General features: G+C 69.0%; 23 protein-coding genes and 1 pseudogene. 19 read left to right on the forward strand and 5 right to left on the reverse strand.

Features of this window, described 5'->3' with window-relative positions:
• The first annotated feature begins 15 nt into the window (after positions 1–15).
• Together ACIPFH_RS02960 and ACIPFH_RS02965 are read left to right on the forward strand one after the other, a co-directional pair.
• A complete protein-coding gene (locus ACIPFH_RS02960) occupies positions 16–1,008 on the forward strand; it encodes an aldo/keto reductase (RefSeq protein WP_401822430.1) in 993 nt (330 codons plus the stop codon).
• A gap of 246 nt (positions 1,009–1,254) precedes the next feature.
• Positions 1,255–1,617 (forward strand): cyclophilin-like fold protein, encoded by a 363-nt coding sequence (locus ACIPFH_RS02965; RefSeq protein WP_401822432.1) that lies wholly within the window; start codon positions 1,255–1,257, stop codon positions 1,615–1,617.
• Positions 1,618–1,645: 28 nt separating this feature from the next.
• On the opposite strand, the gene ACIPFH_RS02970 is transcribed toward ACIPFH_RS02965, so the two are convergent.
• A complete protein-coding gene (locus tag ACIPFH_RS02970) occupies positions 1,646–2,515 on the reverse strand; it encodes a helix-turn-helix domain-containing protein (RefSeq protein WP_401822434.1) in 870 nt (289 codons plus the stop codon).
• A 237-nt stretch (positions 2,516–2,752) separates the two neighbouring features.
• On the opposite strand from ACIPFH_RS02970, the gene ACIPFH_RS02975 reads away from it, so the two are divergent.
• From ACIPFH_RS02975 to ACIPFH_RS02990, 4 genes are all read left to right on the forward strand, one after another.
• Positions 2,753–3,148 carry an MmcQ/YjbR family DNA-binding protein gene (locus ACIPFH_RS02975; protein ID WP_401822437.1) on the forward strand — a complete coding sequence of 132 codons (396 nt, stop codon included), beginning with the start codon at positions 2,753–2,755 and terminating at the stop codon, positions 3,146–3,148.
• Positions 3,145–3,513, forward strand: a complete 369-nt coding sequence (locus ACIPFH_RS02980) for an MmcQ/YjbR family DNA-binding protein (RefSeq protein ID WP_401822439.1) — start codon at positions 3,145–3,147, stop codon at positions 3,511–3,513. The genes ACIPFH_RS02975 and ACIPFH_RS02980 overlap by 4 nt, the downstream gene beginning before the upstream one ends.
• Positions 3,514–3,639: 126 nt before the next feature.
• Positions 3,640–4,944 carry a replication-associated recombination protein A gene (locus ACIPFH_RS02985; RefSeq protein ID WP_397682077.1) on the forward strand — a complete coding sequence of 435 codons (1,305 nt, stop codon included), beginning with the start codon at positions 3,640–3,642 and terminating at the stop codon, positions 4,942–4,944.
• A gap of 149 nt (positions 4,945–5,093) precedes the next feature.
• Positions 5,094–5,813 (forward strand): TetR/AcrR family transcriptional regulator, encoded by a 720-nt coding sequence (locus tag ACIPFH_RS02990; RefSeq protein ID WP_401822442.1) that lies wholly within the window; start codon positions 5,094–5,096, stop codon positions 5,811–5,813.
• Positions 5,814–6,233: 420 nt separating this feature from the next.
• Here ACIPFH_RS02990 and ACIPFH_RS02995 read toward each other — a convergent pair whose 3' ends face one another.
• The 3 genes from ACIPFH_RS02995 to ACIPFH_RS03005 form a co-directional block, all read right to left on the reverse strand.
• Entirely contained in the window at positions 6,234–6,647 is a 414-nt protein-coding gene (locus tag ACIPFH_RS02995; protein ID WP_401822444.1) for a PIN domain nuclease, read from the reverse strand.
• Positions 6,644–6,859, reverse strand: coding sequence for a type II toxin-antitoxin system VapB family antitoxin (locus ACIPFH_RS03000; RefSeq protein WP_031047790.1), 216 nt, complete (start codon positions 6,857–6,859; stop codon positions 6,644–6,646). Before ACIPFH_RS03000 ends, ACIPFH_RS02995 begins: the two co-directional genes overlap by 4 nt.
• A gap of 656 nt (positions 6,860–7,515) precedes the next feature.
• Positions 7,516–8,475 carry a helix-turn-helix domain-containing protein gene (locus ACIPFH_RS03005; RefSeq protein WP_401822446.1) on the reverse strand — a complete coding sequence of 320 codons (960 nt, stop codon included), beginning with the start codon at positions 8,473–8,475 and terminating at the stop codon, positions 7,516–7,518.
• 247 nt (positions 8,476–8,722) lie between these two features.
• Here ACIPFH_RS03005 and ACIPFH_RS03010 point away from each other — a divergent pair, with 247 nt between their 5' ends.
• From ACIPFH_RS03010 to ACIPFH_RS03025, 4 genes are all read left to right on the forward strand, one after another.
• Positions 8,723–9,568 carry an SDR family oxidoreductase gene (locus ACIPFH_RS03010; protein ID WP_109001505.1) on the forward strand — a complete coding sequence of 282 codons (846 nt, stop codon included), beginning with the start codon at positions 8,723–8,725 and terminating at the stop codon, positions 9,566–9,568.
• Positions 9,569–9,643: 75 nt separating this feature from the next.
• Entirely contained in the window at positions 9,644–10,126 is a 483-nt protein-coding gene (locus tag ACIPFH_RS03015; RefSeq protein WP_401822448.1) for a nitroreductase family deazaflavin-dependent oxidoreductase, read from the forward strand.
• Between the two features lie 114 nt (positions 10,127–10,240).
• Positions 10,241–11,221: an aldo/keto reductase gene (locus ACIPFH_RS03020; protein WP_401822451.1), complete on the forward strand. Its 981-nt coding sequence runs from the start codon at positions 10,241–10,243 to the stop codon at positions 11,219–11,221.
• An 89-nt stretch (positions 11,222–11,310) separates the two neighbouring features.
• Positions 11,311–11,850, forward strand: a complete 540-nt coding sequence (locus ACIPFH_RS03025) for an NAD(P)H-dependent oxidoreductase (protein WP_401822453.1) — start codon at positions 11,311–11,313, stop codon at positions 11,848–11,850.
• 1,357 nt (positions 11,851–13,207) lie between these two features.
• Here the strand turns inward: ACIPFH_RS03025 and ACIPFH_RS03030 are convergent.
• The gene (locus ACIPFH_RS03030; RefSeq protein WP_401822455.1) at positions 13,208–14,206 is read right to left on the reverse strand and encodes a carbohydrate kinase; all 999 of its coding nucleotides are present in this window, start codon (positions 14,204–14,206) and stop codon (positions 13,208–13,210) included.
• A gap of 226 nt (positions 14,207–14,432) precedes the next feature.
• On the opposite strand from ACIPFH_RS03030, the gene ACIPFH_RS03035 reads away from it, so the two are divergent.
• From ACIPFH_RS03035 to ACIPFH_RS03075, 9 genes and pseudogenes are all read left to right on the forward strand, one after another.
• On the forward strand, positions 14,433–15,425 hold the full coding sequence (locus tag ACIPFH_RS03035; RefSeq protein WP_401822456.1) for a LacI family DNA-binding transcriptional regulator: 993 nt from the start codon (positions 14,433–14,435) through the stop codon (positions 15,423–15,425).
• A 74-nt stretch (positions 15,426–15,499) separates the two neighbouring features.
• Positions 15,500–17,182, forward strand: a complete 1,683-nt coding sequence (locus ACIPFH_RS03040) for an ABC transporter substrate-binding protein (RefSeq protein WP_401822458.1) — start codon at positions 15,500–15,502, stop codon at positions 17,180–17,182.
• Between the two features lie 98 nt (positions 17,183–17,280).
• A complete protein-coding gene (locus ACIPFH_RS03045) occupies positions 17,281–18,258 on the forward strand; it encodes an ABC transporter permease (protein ID WP_401822461.1) in 978 nt (325 codons plus the stop codon).
• A gap of 13 nt (positions 18,259–18,271) precedes the next feature.
• Complete coding sequence (locus ACIPFH_RS03050) at positions 18,272–19,192, forward strand: ABC transporter permease (RefSeq protein ID WP_401822463.1); 921 nt, start codon at positions 18,272–18,274, stop codon at positions 19,190–19,192.
• A 3-nt stretch (positions 19,193–19,195) separates the two neighbouring features.
• Positions 19,196–20,149: an ABC transporter ATP-binding protein gene (locus ACIPFH_RS03055; RefSeq protein WP_401822466.1), complete on the forward strand. Its 954-nt coding sequence runs from the start codon at positions 19,196–19,198 to the stop codon at positions 20,147–20,149.
• Positions 20,146–21,189: an ATP-binding cassette domain-containing protein gene (locus tag ACIPFH_RS03060; RefSeq protein ID WP_401822468.1), complete on the forward strand. Its 1,044-nt coding sequence runs from the start codon at positions 20,146–20,148 to the stop codon at positions 21,187–21,189. Before ACIPFH_RS03055 ends, ACIPFH_RS03060 begins: the two co-directional genes overlap by 4 nt.
• Entirely contained in the window at positions 21,186–22,718 is a 1,533-nt protein-coding gene (locus tag ACIPFH_RS03065; RefSeq protein WP_401822471.1) for a glycoside hydrolase family 32 protein, read from the forward strand. Before ACIPFH_RS03060 ends, ACIPFH_RS03065 begins: the two co-directional genes overlap by 4 nt.
• A gap of 84 nt (positions 22,719–22,802) precedes the next feature.
• The gene (locus ACIPFH_RS03070; RefSeq protein WP_401822474.1) at positions 22,803–26,375 is read left to right on the forward strand and encodes a GH32 C-terminal domain-containing protein; all 3,573 of its coding nucleotides are present in this window, start codon (positions 22,803–22,805) and stop codon (positions 26,373–26,375) included.
• Positions 26,376–26,482: 107 nt separating this feature from the next.
• Positions 26,483–26,581: pseudogene (locus tag ACIPFH_RS03075) on the forward strand (transcriptional regulator); the annotation flags it as partial.
• Between the last annotated feature and the right edge of the window lie 117 nt (positions 26,582–26,698).

Raw genomic sequence — 26,698 nt, forward strand, 5'->3', positions numbered from 1 at the left:
TGAGGGAGTGAACTCATGCAGCACCGCAATCTGGGCTCTCAGGGCCTGCGCGTCTCGGCGCTCGGCCTGGGGACCATGGGCATGTCCATGGCCTACGGCGCCTCGAACGACGACGAGGGCATCGCGACCATCCGCCGCGCCCACGAACTCGGGATCGACTTCTTCGACACCGCCGAGCTGTACGGCGCCGGTACCGGCAGCAACGAGATCCTCCTGGGCAAGGCGGTCAAAGACTTCCGCGACGAGGTGGTCCTCGCGACGAAGTTCGGCTTCGACATGACCGCCCCGGCGCTCAGCCCCGGCTTCAACAGCCGCCCGGAAAACATCCGCAAGGTCGCCGAGAGCAGCCTGCGCTACCTGCAGAGCGACCGCATCGACCTCTTCTACCAGCACATCTCCGACCCGGACGTTCCGGTCGAGGAGGTCGCCGGCGTGGTCGGCGAACTGATCATCGAAGGCAAGGTGAAGTACTTCGGCCTGAGCAACGTCGGCCCCCAGTACATCCGCCGCGCCCACGCCGTCACCCCGGTCTCCGTGCTCCAGTACGAGTACTCGCTCTTCGAGCGGGAGGTCGAGGAGGAGATCCTTCCCGTTCTGCGGGAACTCGGCGTCGGCCTGGTGCCCTACTCCCCGCTCGGTCGCGGCTTCCTCACCGGCCAGGTCAAGCCCGCCGGCGAATACCCCGCGGACGACATGCGCAGCTGGGACGAGCGTTGGCAGGGCGAGAACTACACGTACAACCTGCACGCCACCGAGCAGCTCAAGGACCTGGCCGACACCGCGGGTATCACCGTCGCCCAGCTCGCGCTGGCCTGGCTGCTCGCCCAGGGCGAGGACGTCGCGCCCATTCCCGGCACCCGCAGCACCAAGCGCCTCGAGGAGAACGCCGGCGCCATCGACGTCCAGCTCTCCGCAGCCGATCTGGCCCGCATCGCCGAGATCCTTCCCCACGGCTCGGCAGGCAGCCGCCTCCCGGCCGCGATGCTGTCCAGCTTCACCACCGACTGAACCGCCCCTCCACGCGGCCCGCACGGGCCGGTCGGCAGCAGCCGGTGACGCCGCACAGGCGACGTGCGGGTCATCATCGTCAACCGGCCCGGCGGCCGGGAATGGTAAGTGAATCGACTTGCCATCTCGGTGATGTCGAAGTTGCCTTCACGCGGTCCGTGCCGAAGTGAAGCTCGTACCCGATGAACGCGGTGTCCGAGTCGGCCTGACGATTACTGCAACTGCACCCCGGAGAGCGGGACCCCTATGAGAATCCGACTGACCGCCGGAGCGACCGTCCTCAACGCAACCCTCGACGACAACGCGACGGCACGCGACTTCGCCTCGCTGCTTCCGCTGACTCTGCGGATGGACGACCTGTTCAAGCGGGAGAAGTACGGTCACCTGTCCCGGTCTCTCGCCGTGGGAGGCGAGCCGCGGTTCAGCTACGAGATCGGCGACATCGCCTACTGGTCACCTGGTCCCGACATCGCCGTCTTCTATGACGACGACGGCGAGTCCATCCCCGACCCCGGCATCGTGATCCTCGGGAAAATCGACCACTTGGGGGCCGATGCCCTCAAGAAGTGCGACGGCGCGGTCGACGTCGCCATCGAGGCCATCGACTGAGAGCCGGCCGGAAACCACCGAGATCTCGTCAGCCAAGGAGAGGAGGGGGGAGGGTCGTGGCCTCGCCGGCCGCGAAGGCGGACGGGGTGAGGCCGGTTCGGTCGCGGAAGAAGCGGCCGAAGTTCGCGGGATCGGTGAAGCCGAGGTGCACGGCCACGGTCCGGGCATCCCATTGGGCGCCTCTCAGCAGCCGCCGGGCTTCGAGGAGGCGCCGCTCGTCGATGAGTTCACGTACTCCCTTGCCGGTGGCGTCTTGGGCGGCGCGGCTGAGGGTGCGGACCGAGCAGCCGAGCAACTCGGCGTAGTCCGCGGCCTGGTGCAGTTCGCGAAAGTGCAGCTCCAGGACGTCCAGGAAGCGCCCGTACCTGTCGGCTCGGCCGGTGCCGGTGCCGGTGCCGGTGCCGGTGCCGGCGGTGGCCGTGCCGATGGGGGCGATGCCCGGGGAGTCGGCCAGGCGCAGCAGCAGTGATTCGAGCAGGCTGCGCCGCAGGGCGTGGTGGATGTCGAGGGGGCGGCGCCCCAGTGCGCGGTGTTCGTCCAGGAGCTGCAGTGCCGTCTGCTGGAGCCAGGCGGTGTCGCCGGGATGCGGGCTGAGCACGGCGGGGGCCTCGTGCGCGGTGAGCGGGGCCAGGAGACGGGCGAGGTCGGGCCGCAGTACATCCGGTTCGAACAGGATGAACGTGCCGCGGGCCGCGCCGGGCGGATGCCAGCACTGCGCATGCCCCGGACGCACCCACAGCCACTGGCCGGCGGCGACCGTCCGCGTGACGTGATCGACGTCGTGGAGCAGCTCACCCTCGGTGACCGCGATGAGGTAGTGGAAGGTGGCACGGCCCGGACGGGGCGGGTTCCACGGCCAGTCGTCGTGCTGTGTGAAGAAGTCCTCGACGGTGCTCACCTCAAGGCCGTAGGGAGTACCGACCGGGGGCTGGAAACCGTACAGCGGAACCGCAGCTGGCCCGGCCGTGTTTCCGCTCGGGCTGGGGTGTCGCTTGTCGACCATCACGTGTCCGCAGCCTACCGCCCTTCCGGCCGGCTGCGGCGGAAGGATGGGACGTGCCGGCGCGCCCGCGCGGCGCGCTCCGCGCCTTCTGCGACGCCGCAGCCCGTCACCACCTGAGGAGGCTCACCACCCATGAATGGATCGGCCTTGCACAAGACCGCCGCCGACTGCGCGGAGGAACTCCCCGGGGCCCGGCTGGAGCACCCCTTCGGCCCCGAATGGGAGGTCTACAAGGTGCGCGGCAAGGTGTTCATGCTGATGACCGACGTCCCGGGGCGGCCCGTCGTGATCCTCAAGGCGGACCCCGGAGAGGCCCACGCCCTGCGGGAGCAGTACAGCCACATCACCCCCGGCTACCACATGAACAAGAAGCACTGGATCACCCTGGAGAGCGGAGAAGGCGTCGACGAGGAGCTCGTCAGGGAGCTCGTCACCGACTCCTATCGTCTCGTCGTCGCTCACCTGCCCAAGGCCGAGCGGCCTGTCGACCCGCACACCTACGGCACCGGCACGCGGGCGGCCCGGTGAACGCGGCCGGTGACCGGCTCCAGGGCACCGCCCGCCGGGCGGCCCTGGCCCTCCCCGGGGTCAGCCACGGACACCCCTTCACCCCGGGACTCGACGTGTACAAAGTCGCGGGGAAAGTGTTCCTGATCGTCACCGACGACCCGGACGAACAGATCATCACGGTCAAGTGCGAACCCGAACACGCCCGCGCGCAAGAACGCGGCTACGCCTCGATCACACCGGGCCGCTACCTCGACAAACGCCACTGGATCTCACTGGGGCCGGGCCCCGGCATCACCGAGCGGCTGATCACCGACGCGGTCCAGGATTCCTACGACCTGGTCGCCGAACGGCTGCCGCGACGCGACCGCCCCAGTGCCCGATGAGCGCCGCGAACTTCCCCACGAGCGGCTGAGCGACACCTGTCAGTGCCCAGTGCCCAGTGCCCAGTGCCCAGTGCCCAGTGCCCAGTGGGCACGGCTCACCCCGTCCGCTTCCGACCCGAGAGACCAATGGAACCGACCCTGCAGCTCTTCGACGAGGAGCCCGCCCGGCCCCTCGCCGACCGCCTGCGCCCCACCCGGCTGGAAGATGTCGTCGGGCAGGACCATCTCCTGGCCCCGGACGCCCCGCTGGGCCTCATGGTCGCCCAGCAGCGCCTCGGCTCCGCCATCCTGTGGGGCCCGCCCGGCGTCGGGAAGACGACCATCGCCCGGCTCCTCGCCGACGCTGCCAACCTGGCCTTCGAGCCGGTGTCGGCCACCTTCTCCGGCGTCGCCGATCTGCGCAAGGTCTTCGCCGCCGCACGAAACCGACGCGGCATCGGCCAGGGCACCCTGCTGTTCGTCGACGAGATCCACCGCTTCAACCGTGCCCAACAGGACAGCTTCCTGCCCTACGTCGAGGACGGCACCGTCACCCTGATCGGCGCCACCACGGAGAACCCGAGCTTCGAACTCAACGGCTCCCTCCTCTCCCGTACCCAGGTCCTCGTCCTCAAGCGCCTCGACGAAGCCGCACTGTCCACGCTCCTCGACCGCGCCGCGCAGCTCACCGGCCACCATCTGCCCCTGGACGAGGACGCCCGCCGCGCCCTGATAGCCATGGCGGACGGCGACGGCCGCTACCTCCTCAACATGGCCGAACAGCTCCAAGCCCTCCCGGACACCGAAACCACCCTGGAAACCGCCGGGCTCGCCCATCACATCCAGCAGCGGGCCCCGCTGTACGACAAGGCGCAGGAGGGCCACTACAACCTGATCTCCGCGCTGCACAAGTCAATGCGCGGCTCCGACCCGGACGCGGCCCTGTACTGGCTCGCCCGCATGCTCGACGGCGGCGAGGACCCGCTGTTCGTCGCCCGCCGCCTGGTCCGCTTCGCGAACGAGGACATCGGCATGGCCGACCCGCACGCCGTCCAGCAGGCCCTCGCCGCCTGGGACGTGTACGAGCGACTCGGCTCTCCCGAGGGCGAGTTGGCGATCGCCCAGGCCGTCGTCTACCTCGCCACCGCCCCCAAGTCCATCGCCGTCTACCGCGGCTTCAACGCCGCACACCGATCAGCCCGGCGCACTGGCTCACTCATGCCACCCGCCCACATCCTCAACGCGCCGACCCGGCTGATGAAAGACCTTGGCTACGGCAAGGACTACCAGTACGACCCGGACACAGCCGACGGCTTCTCCGGTGACGACTACTTCCCCGACGACACGGACCGCGAGACGTACTACCAACCCACCCGCAACGGCTACGAAGCCCAGATCACCGAGCGCCTGCGCCACTGGGCCGCTCTGCGTGCCCGCAGGCAACGCGGCTGACCGGCCGACGCCCGCGACGTCCTTTCCGAGGAGGCGATGGGTGCTGTTTTCCGACTCTGTCGGAAGAGGCCCCTACCAGGCCGGCGGCAGCTGGACGACGGGTTCTCCGGGCGGGAACCGGACCCCAGGGCACTCCTTGCCCCAGGTGGATGCGGACCGATGTCGGCCGCCTGCTCCGGCGCGACGCGTCCGTAACCGAACGCCTCCAGGCGTCGATGGTGTGCCAGGCCGGATATCACGCGCAGATCAAAGAGGAGAACCGCGCGCGCATCATCCGCGCCGCCCGCGACCTCTTCCTCGCCCGGGGATACGACAAGACCTCCCTCGCCCAGATCGCCAAGCAGGCCCGCGTCTCCACCGGCACCCTCTTCAAGCGGTACCCCACCAAGGCCGCACTGTTCGCGGCCGTCACCTCCGAGCAATGGCAGCTGGACGTGGAGTACGCCGCACCGCCGCCGCCCGGTGATCCCCGGTGTGGTCTGGACCACATCGGCCGTGACTACGCCTGCCTGGTCGCGCGGCCCGGCACGGCCGCGCTGTGTCGCCTGATCATCACCGAACTTCCCCAGATGCCGGAACTCGCCGACATCGTCGGCACCGGCTTCGCCATCGACCGCGGCCCCTTCTTCGACCGGCTCCGCGACTACCTGGAAACCGAAGCGCAGGCCGGCACACTCGACTTCCGTTCGGCCGACGGGCAGGCGCAGTCGGCATCCGCAGTGGCCGAACAGTTCCTCGGCATGATCTGCGCCCAGTTGCTGTGGCCTCAACTCGTACGGACCGACTTCGTCCCGCCCGACCCCACCGACCCCGCGATCGTGGACGAAGCCGTCGCCCTCATGCTCACCCGCTATCGCACCGGATCCTGAACCCTGGACCACCAGTTCACGTGGCAAGGACCCCGATGCGTCACCCTCCGGGACAGATGCACGTATGGGTGACTCGATCGACAACGAATGGCGGCGAGCGCGACCGGTCCTACCAGTGACCAACAGCGGTCGACAGCTGAGCCGGGACCGTGGCCTGCCGGTACTCCTGACGTGCGACCCCGGCGTTGCGCTCGGTGGCGCGACCACCGACAAGTGATCGACGAAACACGGCGGGTGGGGACGGCAGTTCACCCGCGCGTGCCATGCCCCGGACTGGGTGTAGGCGAGGCGGTTCAGCGCGCGGGGCGGGTGCGAGGGCGCGGAAAGAGGGCCGTCCGGCAGTGGGGGAATCGCCGTGATACCGCCTCGGGTGGGCGGTCGGCGAGAGGTTTGACGCCCGTCCGTGCGGCCGCGCGGACTCTACTGCCTGAGATCGATCATGTGGACCGGCTGCCCCGTCGTGCGAGCAATGGTTTCGAAGTCGCGGTCGAAGTGGAGGAGGGTGAGGCCTGCTTCTTCCGCGGCGGCGGCCACCAGGAGATCGACGGGGCCCGCACTGCGGTGTTCCCCTTTGGTGGTCAGTTGTTCCTGGACGATGCGGGAGCGGCGGTAGATGCCCTCAGGCATGGGGCACCACACGTAGTGGGCGTCGAGTGCAGCCTTCAGCCGCGCGCGGTCCGCGGTTGAGCGGGCGGAGTAGAGGACCTCGAGTTCCGTGATGTCGCAGATCGCGACGAGGCCGGCGCCGATCCTGTCGTCCCACTCAGTTGTGGTCTGGCGGAGCACGACGCGGGCGAGGGCGGAGGTGTCGATGAGGTAGTCGGCGACGGTCACGGCCGGTACTGGTTCTTGTTCAGGAGAATGTCGATGTCCAGGGCTCCGTCGGTCACCAGTTGCCGGGCGTCTTCGAGTGCGCGCAGGCGCCGGTAGCGGGCGGTGACCTCACGCAGGGCGGTGTTGATGGTGTCGCGCTTGGTGGTGGTGCCGAGTTCCTTGGCGGCTTCTTCCAGTGCCTCGTCGTCGAGGTCGATCACGGTGCGGCTCAAGATGGCCTCCTCATGCACATTGCGGCGTATATCAATATACATGATCGATTGTATATCGACTCGCGCACCCCTGGGCGGTCTGTTTCTCGGATCCGTGGCCTTGCAGTGAGCGCGTCAGAAGGGGGGTGCGCCAGGGACTTCCCGGTGGGCTCCTTTCAGCGTTCGAACTTCCAGGTGAGGCGGGAGGTCGTCCCTTTCGGGATGGTCGCCTGGTCGCCGTACTGCCCCGCTCCCCGAATGTCATAGAGGCTCTGCCTCGGCACCCGGGGAGAGCCTCCGCGCGGTTGGAAGGGGGGGGTCCGCTGCGGGCGGGTTCTCGCCCCGACTCTGAGCTCGCGTAATCGTCCGACAGTCCGGCCTCTCTGGCCGTTCGGGGGCGGCGTCGGGACGCAGTTGGGACGCAAGGATAGGAACGGACCGCCAAAGACTGACGGGCGGAGACATGGCGCGCCCCGTCTGACCAGCAAAAACGTCATGAACGGACGCTGATCGGCAAGGGCCGCCAAGATCCCCAATGGACTCATAATCCGTCGGCCGTGGGTTCGAGTCCCACCCGCCCCACCATGCACCCCTGTGAACTGCGGAAACGTCTCATCTGGGGTGCCGGTCAGTTGTCGTGTTCGCGGGCGGGCATGTCGCCTCGCGTGGCCTGTCGTTCAGTCCGGTGTTTCGCCCGAGTCGGCGGGCTGGGAGTCGTTGGCCGGCGCGGACCGCTCGATGTCGTCGTGGGGCGCGGCCCAGCTGGCCAGCAGGTTCAGGGCGTCCTGCGAGGGTGAGTGGGGTTCGGCGGTGTAGGTGAGGAGGAACTGGCTGGGGCCGTCGGGGAGCGGGAAGGTTTCGAAGGGCAGGTCGAGGTCGCCGACGACCGGGTGGTGGAGGAGCTTCACGCCGGTGGTGTGCATGCGGACATTGTGGGCCGCCCAGCGGCGACGGAATTCCTCGCTGCGGGTGGACAGCTCCCCGATCAGGTCCGTCAGCCGCCGGTCGTAGAGGTCGCGGCCGGCCTCGGCGCGCAGCATGGCGACCGTGTCGCCTGCGACTTCGTCCCAGTGGCGGAAGAACTCGGTCGCGTGCGGGCTGAGAAAGACAAAACGGGCGTTGTTCGGCGGCCGTACCGGGTCGGCGTAGACGGGTGAGAACAGGGCGCGTCCGAGGTGGTTGGCGGCCAGGATGTCCCCGCGTCCGCTGAGGATGAACGCGGGTGTGCCGGTCATTGAGTCGAGGACGCGCTGCACCGTGGGCCGGACACGCTGCTGGGCGGGGCGGCGGCGTGGCGGGCGGGTCGTGCCGGCGCCGCGCAGAAGGTCGAGCAGGTGGATGCGTTCGGCCTCGTCGAGCTGCAGTGCTTGCGCGATGCCCTCGATGACGCTCTCGGAGACGCCGGTGGCGTTGCCGCGCTCCAGCCGGGTGTAGTACTCGCTGGAGATGCCCGCGAGGAGGGCTACCTCCTCCCGGCGCAGCCCGGTGACCCGTCGGCGTTCCCCGCCGTACAGGGGCAGTCCGGCCTGCTCGGGGGTGACCTTGGCTCGTCGCGTGCCGAGGAATTCCCGGATCTCCGCACGGAAATCATCGCGGATGTCGCGGTTGGTGCCGTTGGGGTCGTTTCTGCCTGCCATGCGCTTCACTCTACGAGCGCATCCGCCGGGTTGGGGGTCCCTGTCAGTGACCCCCTCATCAGGGACTCCCACCCTCGCGTGACAGCCGGTTTTGTTGGTGGCGCACCGCCCACGGCGGTGTGAACCGTCCAGGCAGACGGCGCTCGTGCCGCCGGCCCCAGCCCCCTCTGCGGCGCCGGCTGCGCTGCAGTCATCACCCCCGCACGCAGCGGGTGCCGGAGCACGGCGCCTGAAAGGAAACCCCCCCATGAGCAAGGTCATTCTCGTCACCGGTGCCGGACGTGGCCTCGGCACGGACATCGCCCGCGAGGCCCTCGCCGCCGGTCACCAGGTCGTCGCCACCGGCCGCCGCCCCGACGAGGTCGAGAAGACCCTGGGCGGGCCGCAGGACAACCTGCTGGTCACCAGGCTCGATGTCACCAGCCTGGAGGACGCCGAGGCCGCCGCGCAGGCCGCCGTCGACCGCTTCGGCCGCATCGACGTCCTGATCAACAACGCCGGGAACCTCTTCACCGGCTACTTCGAGGAGATCTCGCCCGCGCAGATGCGCCGGCAGTTCGAGACCAACCTCTTCGGCCCGATGAACGTCACCCGCGCCGTCCTGCCGATCATGCGCAAGCAGCGCGCCGGCCACGTCATCACCATCACCTCGACCGCAGGACTGGTCGGCATGGAGTTCACCTCCGCCTACGCCGCCTCGAAGTTCGCGGAAGAGGGCTGGATGGAGTCCCTGCGCTACGACGTCGAGCCGTACAACATCCACACCACGATCGTGGAGCCCGGCTACTTCCGCACCGAACTCCTCGTGGACGGCTCCACCAACTGGCCCGAGCTGTCCATCGACGACTACGCCCCGCGCACCGCACCCCGGATCGAGGGCATGAAGAGCATGAACGGCCAGCAGCCCGGCGACCCCGCCAAGCTCGCCCGCGCCCTGCTCACCATCGCCCAGCAGGAGAAGCCGCTGCTGCGTTTCGTCGCCGGCGCCGACGCCATCGAGGCCGCCGAAGCCAAGGCGAAGGAGCTCCTCGCCCAGGCCCAGGCATCCCGCGAACTGGGCGGCGCCCTGGCCTACGACGACGCCCACGCCTGAGCACCACGCCCCGCACCCCGGCCAGGACGGAGGAGCGCGCCGGGTGCACGTTTCGACAGCACGGAGAGAGTCAACATGCCCCTCAAAGGCGAGTATGAGCCGAGCAAGGCGCAGTTTGTGCGGGACCAGGTGGAGCTGTACGAAAGCTCCGGCGGTACGCAGGGAACGACGCTGAGTGTCCTGATCGCACGTGAAGAAGACGAGAGGCTCCGGGACCTGCCCGTCGTCATCCTGACCACCCTGGGAGCGAAGAGCGGCAAGATCCGCAAGACGCCGGTCATGCGGGTGGAGCACGACGGCTCCTACGCCGTGGTCGCCTCCATGGCGGGAGCCCCCACCCACCCGGTCTGGTACCACAACGCGGTGGCCGACCCCCGGGTCGAACTTCAGGACGGCCCGGTGCGCCAGGACATGCTGGCACGCGAGGTGACCGGGGATGAGAAGGCCCTGTGGTGGGCCCGAGCCGTCGAAGCGTTCCCCGACTACGCCGAGTATCAGAAGAACACGGACCGTGAGATCCCTGTCCTCGTTCTGGAGCCAGCAGCCCACGAGCACTGACCCGGCGCAGCTGGTTCAGCCTGCGGATCACCCCAGCACGGTCCGCCAACAGGTGGCGCCCCACTACTCACGACTACCGGCCGGCCTGACGGCCGTCACGACAAGGAGTACCTGATGAAGCACGTATCACTGGGCGGGCTCGATGTCTCCCGCATTGGCCTGGGAGCCATGACCATGGCCGGCACCTACACCACGGGCGGAGGGCTCGACGACGCCGAGTCGATCCGCACCATCCACCGGGCCCTGGACCTCGGGGTCACCCACATCGACACCGCCGAGATCTACGGCCCCTTCCACAGCGAGGAAATCGTCGGCAAGGCCATCAAGGGCCGCCGAGACGACGTCGTCGTGGCGACGAAGTTCGGCCTCGTCTCCCACGCCGGCGACGGCCCCGGCGTCATCGACAGCAGCCCCGCCAACGTGAAGACCGCGGTGGAAGGCTCGCTCAAGCGGCTCGGCACCGACCACATCGACCTCTACTACCAGCACCGCGTCGATCCGAATACCCCCATCGAGGAGACCGTCGGTGCGCTGGCCGAACTGGTCACCGAAGGCAAGGTGCGCCACATCGGCCTCTCTGAGGCCGGCCCCGAGACGATCCGCCGGGCACATGCCGTACATCCGGTGACTGCACTGCAGACCGAATACTCCCTGTGGACCCGCGACGTCGAGGCCGAAATCCTCCCGCTGCTGCGCGAGCTCGGCATCGGATTCGTGCCCTACTCACCGCTCGGCCACGGCCTGCTGACCGGGCAGATCCGCACCGTCGACGACTTCGCCGACGACGACTGGCGCAAGACCAACCCGCGCTTCACCGGCGAGAACTTCCAGCGCAACCTGGCGATCGTCGACGAAGTACAGGCCATCGGCGCCGAGATCGGAGCCACCCCCGCCCAGACCGCGCTCGCGTGGCTACTGACCCGCGGCGACGACATCGCCCCCATCCCCGGAACCCGCCGGGTCGCACGCGTCGAAGAGAACACCGCCGCCGACGCCATCGAACTCAGCGCCACTCAGCTCGACCGCCTCAACAACCTCACACCGGCCGCAGGCGAACGCCACGACGAGGCAAACATGGCCAGCATCGACCGGTGATCTGACGCCCTGTCGAATCTGGCCCGTCACACCCGGCTAGCCCGCACCTGCTCATTCATTTCCCTGATCACTGAAGAGGTTCTCTCATCATGCCCAAGGTTCTCCTTGTCGTAGGCCACCCCGACCTGTCCCAGTCGAAGGCCAACAAGGCTCTGGTTGACGCCGTCCGCGAGCTGGCCCATGTCACCGTGCACGACCTCTACGCCACCTACCCCGACTTCCAGATCGACGTCGACGCCGAGCAGGCACTGCTGGCCGACCACGACGTGATCGTCTTCCAGCACCCGGTGTTCTGGTACAACACCACCCCCCTGTTCAAGCAGTGGCAGGACAAAGTCTTCACCCTCGGCTGGGCCTTCACCATGGACGGCTCTGCCTCGCAGCTGGCTGGCAAGAAGGCCGTCGTCGCCGTCACCGCCGGCGTCCCCGCAGACCACTACACCCCCGAAGGCTCGAACCAGGCCACCATCGAGACCCTCCTCAGCAACTGGCACGCCACCCTGCGGCTCTGCCAGTTCGACATCCAGCCGATGGCCAAGCTGTACGGCACCGCCTTCGGCCTCTCCGACGAAGACCTGAACACAGCCGCCAAGCAGTACAACGAACTGCTTGCCTCCTTCGCGGCCTGACCGCACTCTCACGACGACAGCTCACTGCGCCGGTGTGAAGGCGACGGCCCTCGCGGGTCCTGTGACCCCGGACACCTGCGCCACAGGCACCGGTGCCGGCGTCGACCGCACCTGAAGCGTAGGCAGGCTGAAGGGGTCCCGGCTGTCTCGATGGGCCGATCGGGGCACGACCGATGGCTGACTGGGCAACGTCTGGGCCTGCGAATACGGACCCATAGGCTCCGCCCCGTTTCAGGGGCGGAGCCTATGGGCGCTGGAAAGAAAATCCGCTGCGGCAGGGTTCGAGCCCCGCGCCGAACTCGTACGACGCCCTGCCAAGCCCGTGGGTCCTGTCCAATCAGGCGGTGTCGGGACGCAGTCGGGACACAAGGACAGGAACAGACTGACAAAGGCGAAGGGGCGTCGACATGACCCGCCTCTTCTGACCTGCAAGAACGTCATGAATGAGCGTGGACGAACAAGGGCCGCCAAGATCCTCAAAGGACTCATAATCCGTCGGCCGTGGGTTCGAGTCCCACCCGCCCCACTTGTGCAGGGTCCTGACCTGCGGAAACGTTCATTTTTGAATGTCGGGGCGTCAACTTTGCCTGAACGGACTGAATCCGCTGCTCGTGGGTTTGGGTCCGGCGGTGCTTGGGGGACCTATAACCCCTTTGACCTGCGGTGAAGTAGGTGTTCGCGGTTGCCGCTCGTGGTCCGGGCGGCTGCTCTGAGGAGCGATGCCAAGACCCAGGGGCCGTACAGGGGCCGGGACGGCGCGGTCAGGTCCAGGCGACGGTGTCTACGGGGCGATTCGGTGTCCCATTTGCCGGTTGTGCGGTATGGGCTGCCATCGCGCTATGGAGGCACTGTCGGCCTCGCATCGCTCGATCTGTGATGACGTTCAGGGGCGGGGAAAACTGCCCCAAGAGGGAACCGCCCCGAAGGGTTACTCGCCCCTCTTGAGCAGAGCCCTGTGGTTCGACTGGTCAGACCGGTGGGACGGTCACCAATAGGCCCTGTCCAGCTGTGGATTGTTTGCGAACAGGTGCGGCGGCTGGGCAGTGGCGCCCGTGTCTTCGAGCGCCTCGGATCAGGGCATGGTCTCCTTCAGTGCGGGTGGTAGACCTGTTCCGGCGGGCGAACCCGCATCCGGACGGGTCCTGGCTGTCCGTCCGGGCGCAGGTTCGGGTGGTTGGGCGATGGGGGCTTGACCTTCGAGTTGTGTCGAGGTTTTACCGTCGGTGGTGCGACGGCCTACCGTATTTCGCAGCCGGCCGAGCGCCCCGGCCTCCGGCGCAACGTTGCGCTTCTACGACACCACCGGATCCAGGATTGCAGGAACCCGCACACTTCCCCCCTCGGACGTCCTCGCCGATTACTGCCGGCCGAGCGGACGGCGTCCGGATATCGCGGGAACGGAGATCGCGGAGGTTTCTGCCCAGGGCGGGTCTGCGCCGGGTACGGAGCAGGTCAGGGCGGCAACGTGGGCAGCGAAGGTGCAGGCGTCGGTGATGGCTTCGAAGCCCAGTCCGTCGAGTCGGCCGCCCAGGTGTCCCAGTGCGGTGAGGCGATGGAGCAGGCCGGCGGTGAAGGAGTCCCCGGCCCCCACGGTGTCGACGACGTCCACGGCCGGGGTCGGGACGGTGACGCGGTGGCCGTCGAGGGAGGCGAGGGCTCCGCGCCCGCCGAGAGTGATCACGACCAGGCGCGCGCCGGCGGCGTGCCAGGTGTCGCATGCCTCCTCGGGGCTGACGCCGGGAAGCAGCAGCGCGAGATCGTCCTCGCTGAGGCGGAGGATGTCGGCGAGAGCACACCAGTGCGGGAGCCGTTCGCGGTAGGCGGCGGGCGGTACGAGCAGGGGGCGGACGTTGGGGTCAATGGACACGGTGACGTGCTCGCGGGCCTTGGCGAGGTGGTCCTCGATGCGGGTGCCGCCGGGTTGGCGTATCAGTGCGAGGGAGCCGGTGTGCAGGCACGCCGCGCTGTCCGACCCGGTGGCGGCGAGTTCTTCGTCGGTCCACTGCCAGTCGGCCGCGCTGTCGGTGTAGAAGGTGTACGTGGCCTGGCCGGTCTCGTCGAGGTCGGCGACGGCGAGGGTGCTGGGCTCGGGGGCGGTCACGCTGCCGGTCAGGTCGACGCCGGAGGCGCTGAGGCGGGCACGGAAGAGGGCTCCGAAGACATCCGTGGAGAAGCGCCCGAGGAAGCGGGTGGGGGTGCCGAGCCGGGCGAGGGCTACGGCGGTGTTGGCGGGGCCGCCACCGGGCAGGGCCCGCAGCGCGAGCTCATCGGAGCTGGATCGGGCGGGGTCGGCGAAGGCGTCGGCGACGCACTCGCCGAGGACGGTGACACTGACGGGGGCCTGGGGTCGGGCCATGGTGACTGTCTGCCTCTCTCAGAAAGAGTGCGGGCGCGAGGGCCCCGGGATCGGTGGCCTGATGCAGCCCTTGCACAGGTATTGACATGCCGCTCAAGACGGACGTAACTTCCCTGCCACAAGGAAGTAACGCGCGTTATTAAAGCGCGAAACCGGAGGCGTTGTCTCGCCCTCGGCTGGCCGAAAGGGACTGGAAGTGGCCACGAACAAGTCGCATCGCGTGACCATGAGCGATGTGGCCCGCCATGCGGGTGTCTCGCGGACCACGGTCTCCTTCGTCCTCAACGACAAGCCCGGCGCCGCCATCCCCGAGGAGACCCGTCGGCGGATCCTGGAGGCGATCGACGAGCTCGGCTACCGGCCCAACGCCGGGGCGCGGGCGCTGGCCGCGAACCGCAGCGGGTGGTTCGGGCTGATCACCGAGATCGTGACCGGTCCCTTCGCGGGCGAGGTGATCACGGGCGCGCAGAGCCGCGCCTGGGGTGACCGGAGGTTCCTGCTGATCGCCGCGAGCGAGGGCGATCCGGCCCAGGAGGCCGCCGCGCTCGACCAGATGCTGGAGCACCGGGTCGAAGGGCTGCTGTACGCCACGACCTGGCACCGCGCCGTCACGCTCCCCAAGGCTGCCCGGGAGGTACCGACGGTGCTCGTCAACTGCTACGACCCGGAAGGGGAGTTGCCGTGCATCCTGCCCGACGAGGTGTCGGGCGGATACAAGGCGACCCGCCGGCTCCTGGACGCCGGTCACACCCGCATCGGGTTCATCAACCTCGACCCGGTGATTCCGGCCGCCATCGGCAGGCGCGAAGGATACGAACGTGCCCTGCGCGAGGCAGGGATCATCCCCGACCCCTCCCTCGTCATCCCCGGCTGGGCCACCGCCGACAGCGCCTATGACGCCGCCTGCGAACTGCTTGACCTCCCGGCCGGCGACCGGCCGACCGCGCTGTTCTGCGGAAACGACCGGATGGCGATGGGCGCGTACGACGCGATCAAGGAACGTGGGCTGCGCATCCCGCACGACGTGGCCGTGGTGGGGTTCGACAACCAGGAACTCATCGCCGCCTATCTGCGGCCGAAGCTGACGACGCTCGCCCTGCCCTTCGAGGCCATGGGCACCAAGGGCATCGACATGCTCGCCGCTCTCGCAGCGGGGCAGCCGCTCGACACCCGTCAGGTGACGATCGACTGCCCGCTGCTCGAACGCTCGTCGGTCTGACCGCTAATCAGTCCGCCGAGGAATCCCATCCCGTCTTCGCCCTGTGTGTTGAAGAGAGGAAAAGAGTCTCCATTATGGCACCCTCCCGCATACCTTCACGGCGGCCCCGAGCCGTCCTGAGAGCGGTCACCGCGACCGCCGCCGCGGCCCTGGTCCTGTCCGCCTGTACGGGTGGCTCGGGCGCCGCCCGCGCCGGTGACACCTCCGGCAACCAGCTGCTCACCATCCCGCGCGAGGATCTGGCGACGTTCACGCGCAACTTCAACCCGCTCTCCCCGCAGGCCGCCCCCATGACCCTCCAGGCGGTCTACGAGCCGCTGGCGGTGCACAGCATGGCGGATGCCAAGGACACGCCGTGGCTGGCCACCAAGTGGGAGCAGGCCAAGGACGGCAAGTCCCTCACCTTCACGCTGCGCGACGGCGTCAAGTGGTCGGACGGCCAGGCGCTCACCGCTGACGACGTCGTCTACACCTTCGAGCTCCAGAAGAAGGTGCTGGGTGGCTTCGACTACCTGGACAAGGTCACCGCGGTCGACGCCCACACGGTGAAGTTCTCCTTCAGCAAGGCGTTCTCGCCCGCCTTCTACGAGATCAGCGGCCACTACATCCTGCCGAAGCACATCTGGTCCAAGGTGAAGGACCCGGCGAAGTTCACCAACCCGAACCCGGTCGGCACCGGCCCGTACACCAAGATCGAGAAGTTCCAGAGCCAGTCGTACGAGCTGCGCAAGAACCCCGACTACTGGCAGCCCGCGAAGCAGCAGATCGCCGGCATCCAGATGCTCGCTTTCTCCGGCAACGACAGCGCCAACATCGCCTTCACCAACGGTGAAGTGGACTGGACGCAGTCCTTCATCCCGGACATCGAGAAGTCCTTCGTCGCCAAGGACAAGAAGCACAACCACTACTGGTTCCCGGCCACCGGCGCCATGATCAACTGGCAGCTGAACACCACCAAGGCCCCGTTCAACGACCCGGCCGTGCGCAAGGCGCTCAGCATGGCAGTCGACCGCGACCAGATCACCAAGGTCGCCATGAACGGCTACGCCGAACCCGCCGACTGCACCGGCCTGGCCCGCACCTACGACAAGTGGCGCGACACGTCGCTGGCCGCCTCCTGTACCTGGACGAAGTACGACACCGACGCGGCGGCCAAGGCCCTCGACGCGGCCGGCTACAAGGAGAGCGGCGGCAAGCGGAAGCTGAAGAACGGCAAGAACTTCACCCTCGACATCTCCGTCGGCTCCGCCTCCTCCGACTGGATCTCGGTCGCCAACATCATCAAGCAGGACTTGGCGAAGGTCGGCGTCACCGCCACCGTGAAGACGCCAGACTGGTCGGCGGTCTCGTCTTCGTACAACACCGGCACCTTCGACACCGGCATCGTGTGGAGCAACAACGGCGCCACCCCGTACGAGTACTTCCGCGGCGTGATGTCGACCAAGATGGTGCAGCCGGTCGGCAAGCAGGCCACGGAGAACTACCACCGCTTCGGCGACAAGAAGGCCGACAAGCTCATCGACGCCTTCGCCGCCGCAGCGGACGACAAGACGCAGCGCGAGCAGATGAACGGCCTGCAGGAGCTGTACAACGAGGACGCGCCCGTCGTCCCGCTGTTCACCGGCCCCGAGTGGGGCGCGTACACGGACGCCCGCTTCACCGGCTGGCCCACCGAAGAGAACCCGTACGCCACCCTCGGCAACCGCAACGGCAGCACGATCCTCGTGCTCACCTCGCTCAAGCCCGTCAAGGGCTGACACCGCCAGCGCGGACCGGCGGCCGTCCGCCTCCCCGGACGGCCGCCCCCGCGCACCGAGCCACACGTTCACCCCCCCACCGACAGGGAGCACGACCCGTGCGTCTGATCCTGCGCAACCTGGGGTTCTATCTGCTCGCCTTCTGGGCCTCCATCACCCTGAACTTCGTTCTCCCGCGCTTCATGCCGGGCGACCCGGTCTCACGCATGTTCGCGCAGGCCCAGGGCACCATGCAGCCCGACCAGATAGCCCAGCTGCGGAAACTCTTCGGCCTCGACAACCGCCCCCTCTGGGAGCAGTACGTCTCCTATGTCAAGAGCGTCTTCACCGGCGACCTCGGCATCTCCATCTCCCGCTTCCCGACCCCGGTCTCCGAGGTGATCGGCTCGCAGATCGGCTGGACGCTGCTCCTCGGGGGCGTCTCGCTCGTCATCGCCGCCGTGCTCGGCAACCTGCTCGGCATCGTCGCCGCCTGGCGGCGCGGCGGCGTCCTCGACTCCGCCTTCCCGCCCCTGCTGATCTTCGTCGGTTCGTTCCCGTACTTCTGGCTGGCGATGGGCGCGCTGTACCTGTTCGGGGTGAGCCTCGGCTGGTTCCCCATGCGGCACGCCTACGACGTCGGGCTGACCCCCGGCTTCAACGGTGAATTCCTCTCGAACGTCGCCACCCACCTGGTGCTGCCTGGGCTGACCATCGTGCTGGTCTCCATCGGCGGCTGGATGCTCGGCATGCGCAACACCATGATCGCCACGGCGGCCGAGGACTACATCACGATGGCCGAGGCGAAGGGGCTCAGCCCCTCGCGGATCATGTTCCGCTACGCCGCCCGCAACGCGCTGCTGCCCTCCGTCACCAACTTCGGCATGGCCCTCGGCTTCGTTGTCGGCGGCGCCCTGCTCACCGAGGTCGTGTTCGCCTACCCCGGCATCGGCTACCAGCTGCTGATGGCCGTCCAGGGTCTGGACTACCCGCTGATGCAGGGCATCTTCCTGACGATCACGGCGGCGGTGCTGATCGCGAACTTCCTCGTCGACCTCGTCTACGTCCGCCTCGACCCGCGCGTCCGCGTCCGCTGAGGAGGCTGCCGACATGACCGCCATCGAAATCGCCACGGCCACCACGCCGACGGCCCCCGTGGGCGCTTCCCGCCGGCGCGGGCTGCTGCGCCAGCTCATCGACAGCAAGAAGGCGATAGCCGGGCTGATCCTGCTCGCTCTCTTCGCACTGCTCGCCCTGCTCGCACCCGTCCTGGCACCCGGCGACCCGTCGTTCATCAACTCCACGGGCAGCCAGGCCCCCTCGGCCGCGCACTGGCTCGGTATGACCGCCAAAGGACAGGACGTGCTCGCCCTCACCCTCTGGGGTGCGCGCAGCTCCCTCTTCGTCGGGTTCACGGTGGGGCTCGTGGCGACCGCGGTCGCCATTGTCGTCGGCCTCGTATCCGCGTACTTCGGCCGAGTCGTCGACGACGCGCTGACCCTGGTCACCAACATCTTCCTGCTGCTGCCCGGACTGCCGCTGCTCATCATCCTGGCCGCGTTCCTGCCGCCCGGGACCTCCACCGTGATCCTGGTCCTCGTCGTCACCGGCTGGGCGGGCTCGGCCCGGGTCCTGCGTGCGCAGGCCAAGTCGATCCGCGGCAAGGACTTCGTGGCCGCCGCCGTCGTCACCGGAGAACGCCCCCTGCGGATCATGTTCCGCGAGATCCTGCCCAACATGGCGTCCGTGGTGATGACCACGCTGCTCGGCTGCGTGATCTTCGGCATCGGCGCCCAGGCCGGCCTCGAGTTCCTTGGCCTCGGCGACAGCAGCGTCGTCAGCTGGGGCACCAACCTGTACTGGGCCAGCAACGACGGCGCGCTGATGACCGGCGCGTGGTGGGCCTTCGTCCCCTCCGGACTGTGTATCGCCCTCGTCGCCTTCGCCATCGCGCTGGTCAACTACGCGGTCGACGAGATCACCAACCCCAGGCTGCGCAACCGCCGTGCCCGCCGTGAGAGGAGGGGCTGAGCCATGGAACCCGTACTTGAGGTGAACGGCCTGCGCGTCGAATACCGCGGCGACGGACGCACCGTCGTAGGCGCCGACGACGTTTCCTTCTCCATCGGCGCCGGAGAGGTCTTCGGCCTCGCCGGAGAATCCGGCTGCGGCAAGTCGACCATCGCCAACGCGGTGATGCGGCTGCTCAAGCCCCCGGCGGAGATCACCGCAGGCAGCATCCGCTTCCAGGGCAGGGACGTTCTCGCCCTGGACACACGGGAGCTGCGCGCCTTCCGGTGGCGGGAGATCGCCATGGTCTTCCAATCGGCGATGAACTCCCTCAACCCCGTCCTGACCATCGGCGAGCAGATCGTCGACATCTTCACCACCCATGAGCGGATGAAGAAGCGGGCCGCGCGGGAGCGGGCCGGAGAGCTGCTGGAGCTGGTTGGCATCGACCCGGGAAGACTGAAGGCGTACCCGCACCAGCTCTCCGGCGGTATGCGCCAGCGCGTGGTCATCGCCATGGCCGTGGCCCTGAAGCCAAGGCTGCTGATCATGGACGAGCCGACCACCGCGCTCGACGTGGTCGTGCAGCAGGAGATCATGGCGCAGATCCGCGACCTCCAGCGGGAGCTGGGCTTCTCCATCCTCTTCATCACACACGACATGTCCCTGATGATCGAGCTGTCGGACCGCATGGGCGTGATGTACGGCGGACGGATCGTCGAACTCGCCGACGCCAAGGACCTGTTCGCGGGACCGCTCCATCCCTACACCGAGGCGCTGATGAACGCCTTCCCGCCGTTGACCGGCCCGCGCCAGGAGCTCACCGGCCTCTTCGACGCCCCGCGCACCGCCGACAGCTGCGGCTTCCACGTCAACTGTCCCGAGGACCGCTCGGACTGCTCCATGAACATCCCCGACCTGCGCGAGATCGCGCCCGGCCGCTGGGTGGCCCGCAGCTTTGAAGGAGCCCCCCGATGACCGAACCCCTGCTGTCCGTACGCGGTCTGACCAAGGACTTCCAGGTCGGCACGGTCTTCTCCCGGCGCCGCGTCCGTGCCGTCAACGACGTGTCCTTCGACCTGCCGGCCGGCCGGATCACCGCCCTGGTCGGCGAGTCGGGCAGCGGCAAGTCCACCATCGCCCGCTGCCTCGCCCGCCTCGAACAGCCCTCCGCCGGACAGGTACTGCTCGACGGCGAGGACATCCTGCGCACCGAGCGGCGCCGGGTGTCACGGGCGTACCGCCGCAAGGTCCAGATGGTCTTCCAGGACCCCTTCGGCTCACTCAACCCCGTCCACCGCATCGAGCACTTCCTCACCCGGGCCCTCGTCCTGCACGGCCACTCCGCCACACCGGAGGCGCTGCGCGAGCTGGTGGAAACCGTCGGTCTGACCGTGGACATGCTCCAGTCCTACCCGCACGAGCTCTCCGGCGGCCAGCGTCAGCGCGTCTCCATCGCTCGCGCGCTGGCCGTGGAGCCGCGCCTCATCCTGGCCGACGAACCGACGTCGATGCTGGACGTCTCCGTGCGCGTCGGCGTGCTCAACCTGATGCGGCGCCTGCGCGACGAGCGGAACATCGCCATGCTCTACATCACGCACGACCTGGGCTCCGCCCGCTACCTCGCGGACACCACGATGGTCATGTTCGCCGGCGAACTCGTCGAGGGCGGCGACGCGTTGGCCGTCATGGACGCCCCCGCCCACCCCTATACCCGCCTGCTGCTGTCCGCCGTACCCGACCCCGAACGGGCCGGCAGCTACGACCCCGTCGAGCGCGCCAAGCACCGCGAGGCGATCCTCAACCCCACGTCCTGCCCCTACGGCGACGACGGCACGTGCAGCCGCACCGAGCCCGTCCGCCACATCGTCGGCGAGGACGACGGACAGCCCCACTGGGTGCGCTGCCATCTGCGCGCACCCGCCTCCGACATCGCCCGCCGCGTCCTGAAAGCCACGGACCGGCCGGACGGCGAGGCCACCGACGCCACCGAGAAAGCGGAGACCACCGCCGCATGAACCACGACCTCACCCTCCCCTCCGGCAGCCACACCGCCGAGGGTCTGGCCGAACGCGCCCTGCGCGACCCCCACCGCCCCCGCTTCCACTTCACCTCACCCGGCGGCTGGCTCAACGACCCCAACGGGCTGAGCCACTGGAACGGCGTCTACCACCTCTTCTACCAGTACAACCCGCTCGCCGCCGCCCACCACCGCATCCACTGGGGCCACGCCACCAGCACCGACCTCGTCCACTGGACCGACGAACCGGTCGCCCTCGTCCCCGGCACCACCGGCCCCGACCGCGACGGCTGCTGGTCCGGCGTCCTGGTCGACGACGGCGGAGTGCCCACGCTCGTCTACTCGGGCAGGCACAGCGGACATGAACTCCCGTGCGTGGCAAAGGGATCGACGGATCTGAGGTACTGGACGAAGGACCCGGCCAACCCGGTCATCACCGCCCCGCCGGAGGGCGTCGACATCACGGCGTTCCGCGACCACTGCGTGTGGCGGGAGGGGAAGATCTGGCGCCAGCTGATCGGCTCGGGCGTGCGGGGCGTGGGCGGGACGGCTTTCCTCTACGAGTCCGACGACCTACGAGCCTGGCGCTACGTCGGCCCCCTGCTGACCGGCGACGCCTCGCAGAACAAGGGCGAGCTCGACTGGACCGGCACGATGTGGGAGTGCGTCGACCTCTTCCGGCTCGGCGAGGACGAGGAGGCCGGCAGCACCGACGCGCTGGTCTTCTCCGCCTGGGACGAGGGCACCACCCACCACCCCCTGTACTGGACCGGCCGCTACCAGGGCGACACCTTCACCCCGACCGCCCTCCACCGCCTCGACTTCGGCGGGCGCTACTTCTACGCCCCCCAGTCCACCCGCGACGAGCACGGCCGCCGCATCATGTTCGGCTGGCTCCAGGAGGGCCGGACGGACGAGGCGAACGCGCAGGCCGGCTGGTGCGGCGTGATGTCCCTGCCGAGGGCCGTCACGCTCGCCACGGACGGCGGCCTGCACCAGGCCCCGGTGCCGGAGCTGACCGGGCTGCGGCGGGAGTGCGTAGAGGTGGCTCCGGGCCGGCTGGCCGACCCGTACACCCGGCTGCCCGCCGTACGCGGGGACCAGCTGGACATCGAGACGACCCTGCGTCTCGCTCCCGGAGCGACCGCCCGGCTCGTGCTCCGCGAGACACCGGACGGCGCGGAAGGCACGGTGGTGGAGGTGAGCAGGGCGCCCGACGGAGCGAGCGGCACGCTCCGCCTGCGCCGCGAGGCCAGCAGCCTCGACCCGACGGTCGACACCGAACCCCGTTACGGCGAGCTGCCGTTGGACTCCGACGGGCGGGTCGACCTGCGGGTCCTCGTCGACCACTCCGCCCTGGAGATCTTTGCCAACGGACGCGCCCTGACAGCCCGCATCTACCCCACTCGCCCGGACGAGGCAGTGGGCGTCGGTATCGGTGCCGACGGCGACGTGATCCTGGAGCGGTTCGACGCCTGGCAGATGGCGTCGGCCTTCACCGACGGACCCCGGCCGCTGTGGCCGTGACGGTCTTACCCACGACCACGGAGCGCGGGGTGGACGTCTCCCCGGCCCGTGGCCCACCCTCCCCTGCTCTCCTCAGGAGCTGCCATGAGCGTGTCCCGCCGTACCCTCCTGCTCGCCGGAGGAACCACCGCCACCCTGCTGCCTCTCGGAGGCATCCTCCCCGCAGCACAGGCCGCCACCCCGAGCGCCGCCGGAGCGACCCCCGCCGCCACCCCGATTCCCGACCCCGTCCCCGTCACCGGCACCTGGACCCGCACCTCCGACGGCGGCCAGAAGGCGACCGCCGGCCGTCGCGGGCCCGCCCTCGCCCTGTCCGAGCAGCAACTCGCGGCCAAGGGCACGTACTCGGCCCGCGTCACGCCCCAATCCGCCTCCGCCGTAGGCGCGTTGGTGTTCCGGGCCGCCCTGGACGGCTCGACCGGATACGCGGTCGCCCTCGACCCCAGCCGCGCCCGCATATGGCTCTACGACCTGGCCGGCGGCGACACACTCGCCACCGCTCCACTTCCGGGCGCGCAGGCAGGAAAGCTCTATGACCTCGAAGTGGCAGTCGACGGAGCCGAGTTGACGGTGCGTGTTGACGGCAAGCGGCTCCTCCACACCGAGGACCACCGCCACGACACCGGCTCGGTGGGCCTGCTCGCCCAGGGCGGCACGGTCACTTTCGGCCCGCCCTCCCTCTCTTCGGTCACCACCAACCTCACTGGCTGGTCCACGAGCGGCGGCACCTGGACGGCGAGTCCGCTGGGCTGGCGCGCGGCCCCGACCCAGGGAGTTACCGCCCGCGCCATCACCACGACCAGGGCGTACGACACCGCGCTCCAGGCCGACCTGCTCCTGCACGACGCTTCCGCCATCGCCTCACTGCTGGTACGCGCTGACGCCACGGCCACGCACGGCTACGGCGTCCAGGTCGACGCGGACCAGGGCAGGCTGAGGCTCTACCGCATCGACGGCAACGTCACCCTCGGCACGTACGCGACCACGATCAAGGCCGACACGGTCTACCGCCTGCGCGTCGAAGCCGAACGCGACGAACTGCGCGTGCACTGGCAGACCAACTTCCTCTCTCCCGACGGCTACAGCCCCGTCATCACCGCCCAGGACTCCACCCACACGAAGGGCCGACTCGCCGTCACGGCATCGGCCGGAGCAGTCTCCTTCGAGAACATCGCCGCCGCAGACCTCGCCACCGGGCTCCAGGGTTGGACGGCCCGCTCCGGCACCTGGACCCCCGACCTTCGTGGCATCCGCGGCGAGAACGGCCTGCGCACCGCCCCCTTCACCGACGGCGACCTGGTGGCGAGAGCCGACATCACACCCGGCGGCCACTCCTCCTCGGCCGGCCTCGTCCTGCGCGCGTCCGCGAACGGCTCCGGCGGCTACGAAGCCCGCCTGGAAGCCGGCCGCAACACCGTCGTCCTGCTGGACCGCTCCTCCGGCGCCCGCCTCGCCTCCGCCTCCGGCCCGGTCCGGCGCATCGCGTCCGGCGGCACCTACCGCGTCGAGGCCCGCGCGACGGGCAGGACGATCGAGGTGTACGTGGACGGCGTACGGGCGCTGAAAACCCGCGTGTCCCGCACCACGGGCGCCACCGTCGGCACCACGGCCGCACACGGGAGGTCGTACTTCCAGTACGTCGAGGTCACCGGCACCGCCGGCTACTTCACCGAGCCGTACCGCCCGACGTACCACTACTCCCAGCTCACCGGCTCCACCAGCGACCCCAACGGCCTGGTTCACTACGACGGCGAGTACCACCTCTTCCACCAGGACGAGGGCCGCTGGGCGCACGCGGTGAGCACGGACCTCGTCCACTGGCAGGCCCTGCCGATCGCCCTGCCCTGGAACACCTACGGCAACTGCTGGTCGGGCTCGGCGGTCGTGGACGCGGACGACACCTCCGGCCTCTTCGACGGCGGCTCGGGCCTGATCGCGTACTACACGAGCTATCACCCGGACAAGCCGGGCGGAAATGCCGGCGTGCGCATCGCCTACAGCAGGGACAAGGGCCGCTCGTGGCAGTGGCACGGCGGCTCGAGTCCGGCCGTGCAGAACCCGGGTGGCCCCGACGCCGGCTGGACCTTCCGCGACCCGAAGGTGATCCGCGACGAGGCTCACGACCAGTGGCTGATGGTCGTCTCCGGCGGCGACCACATCCGCTTCTTCACCTCCACCGATCTCCTCACCTGGAGCCAGGTCAGCTCCTTCGGCTACGGCGACTGGGCCACGCCGGGCGTCTGGGAGTGCCCCGACTTCTTCCCGCTGCCGGTCGACGGCGACAGGGACAAGGTGAAGTGGGTCCTCACCCTGAGCACCGGAGCCGTACGCGCCACGAACGGCTCGGCCGCCCAGTACTTCACGGGCGAGTGGAACGGCACCGGTTTCACTCCCGACCAGAAGGCCGGCACGGTCCTGCGCGCCGACTCCGGCCGTGACTACTACGCCGCCATGTCCTTCTACGGCCTGCCCGACGACCGCCGCGTCTGGCTCGGCTGGATGAGCAACTGGGACTACCCCTTCAGCGCCCCGACCGGCGCCTGGAACGGCCAGCTGAGCATCCCCCGAGAACTGACCCTCACGGACACCGCCGACGGCGTACGCCTGGCGCAACGCCCGGTCCCGGAGCTGGTCACGCTGCGCACGTCCACCACGGCCCGCAAGAACCTCGCCGCCGGCCCCGACTCCGCGAACCCGCTCGCGGGCGTCACCGGCATTGCCTACGAGATCGAGGCCGAGATCACCCTCGGCACCGCAACGGAGATCGGCTTCCGCCTCCGAACCGACAGCGACCAGCACACGACGGTCGGATACGACGCCGAGGCGCAGGAGCTGTTCGTGGACCGCTCGGCATCGGGTCTGAGCGACTTCACGCAGTACTTCGCGGGCCGCACCACCGCGCCGATGAAGACGACCGGCGGCCGCCTGACCCTGCGCGTGTTCGTCGACTCGTCATCGGTCGAGGCATTCGGCGCGGACGGACAGGCCGCCGTGACCAGCCTGATCTTCCCCGGCCCGGACGCCGACGGCATGGCCTTCTACGCCAAGGGCGGCACCGCACACATCGACTCGCTCAAGGTGCACAGGCTGGACAGCACCTTCCGCCTGGTGGACCGGGTGAAGCCGCTGGTGGCCGCCCCGACCGGTGGTGAATTCCGCTCGGACCTCGGCAAGTTGACGATCACTCCCGCCGGCGGCTGGTCGACGGACAGCGCGGGCCGCGCCGCAAGCTTCGACAAGGACTCCAACGCGATCTCGGCCCGCACGGCGGCGGACCTGGACCTCACCACCCTGGTCCGGCTCGGCGGCCCCGACCCGGACACGGGCGGTGCCCTCTCCCTCCTCTGGCGCGCCTCCTCCGACGCCACCGATGCCTACTGCCTCAACATCGACCCCGACCTGCGTGTGATCCGCCTGGTCGCCAAGGCCAACGGCTTCTTCGACGACGGCGCCGCCCTCGCCCGCGTCCCGGCCCTGGTCCGCCGCGGCACGACGTACCCCGTCCGCATCCTCGCCGAGGGCCACCGCATCCAGGTGTTCCTCAACGGCACACGGATCATCGACGTGACGGACACGACGTACGCCGATGGCCACATCGCCCTGAATGTGTTCGGCGGGAGGGCGGCGTACCAGGACACCTACGCGCAGGAGCTGTGACCGCCGGTCAAGCCGACAAGCAACCGTGACCGCGGAGGCTCCGCCCCCGGCCGGGTGAGGTATTCCGCACACCTGGGCCCACCCGCAGTCTCCTGCGCGCACCGGGGCGCAGCGAGGTCGACACCCTCGCTGCCTACGTCAAGGCGCTCGGCGGCAAGCTGAAGATCGTCGCTGACTTCGGTGACGAGAGCTACGTCCTCGGCTGACCCGGTCGACAGGCTGCGCCCAGGTCCTGCGCAGTCCGGTGGACAGATTCGCCTTGTGACGTCAGGGATGATGATCCACCTCGGCACAGGGGTGGAGCATTATCGCGTCGGTAGGGG

Origin of the sequence: Streptomyces sp. NPDC088157 (assembly GCF_044741545.1) — a bacterium.
In the GTDB taxonomy this organism is placed as follows: Bacteria; Actinomycetota; Actinomycetes; order Streptomycetales; family Streptomycetaceae; genus Streptomyces.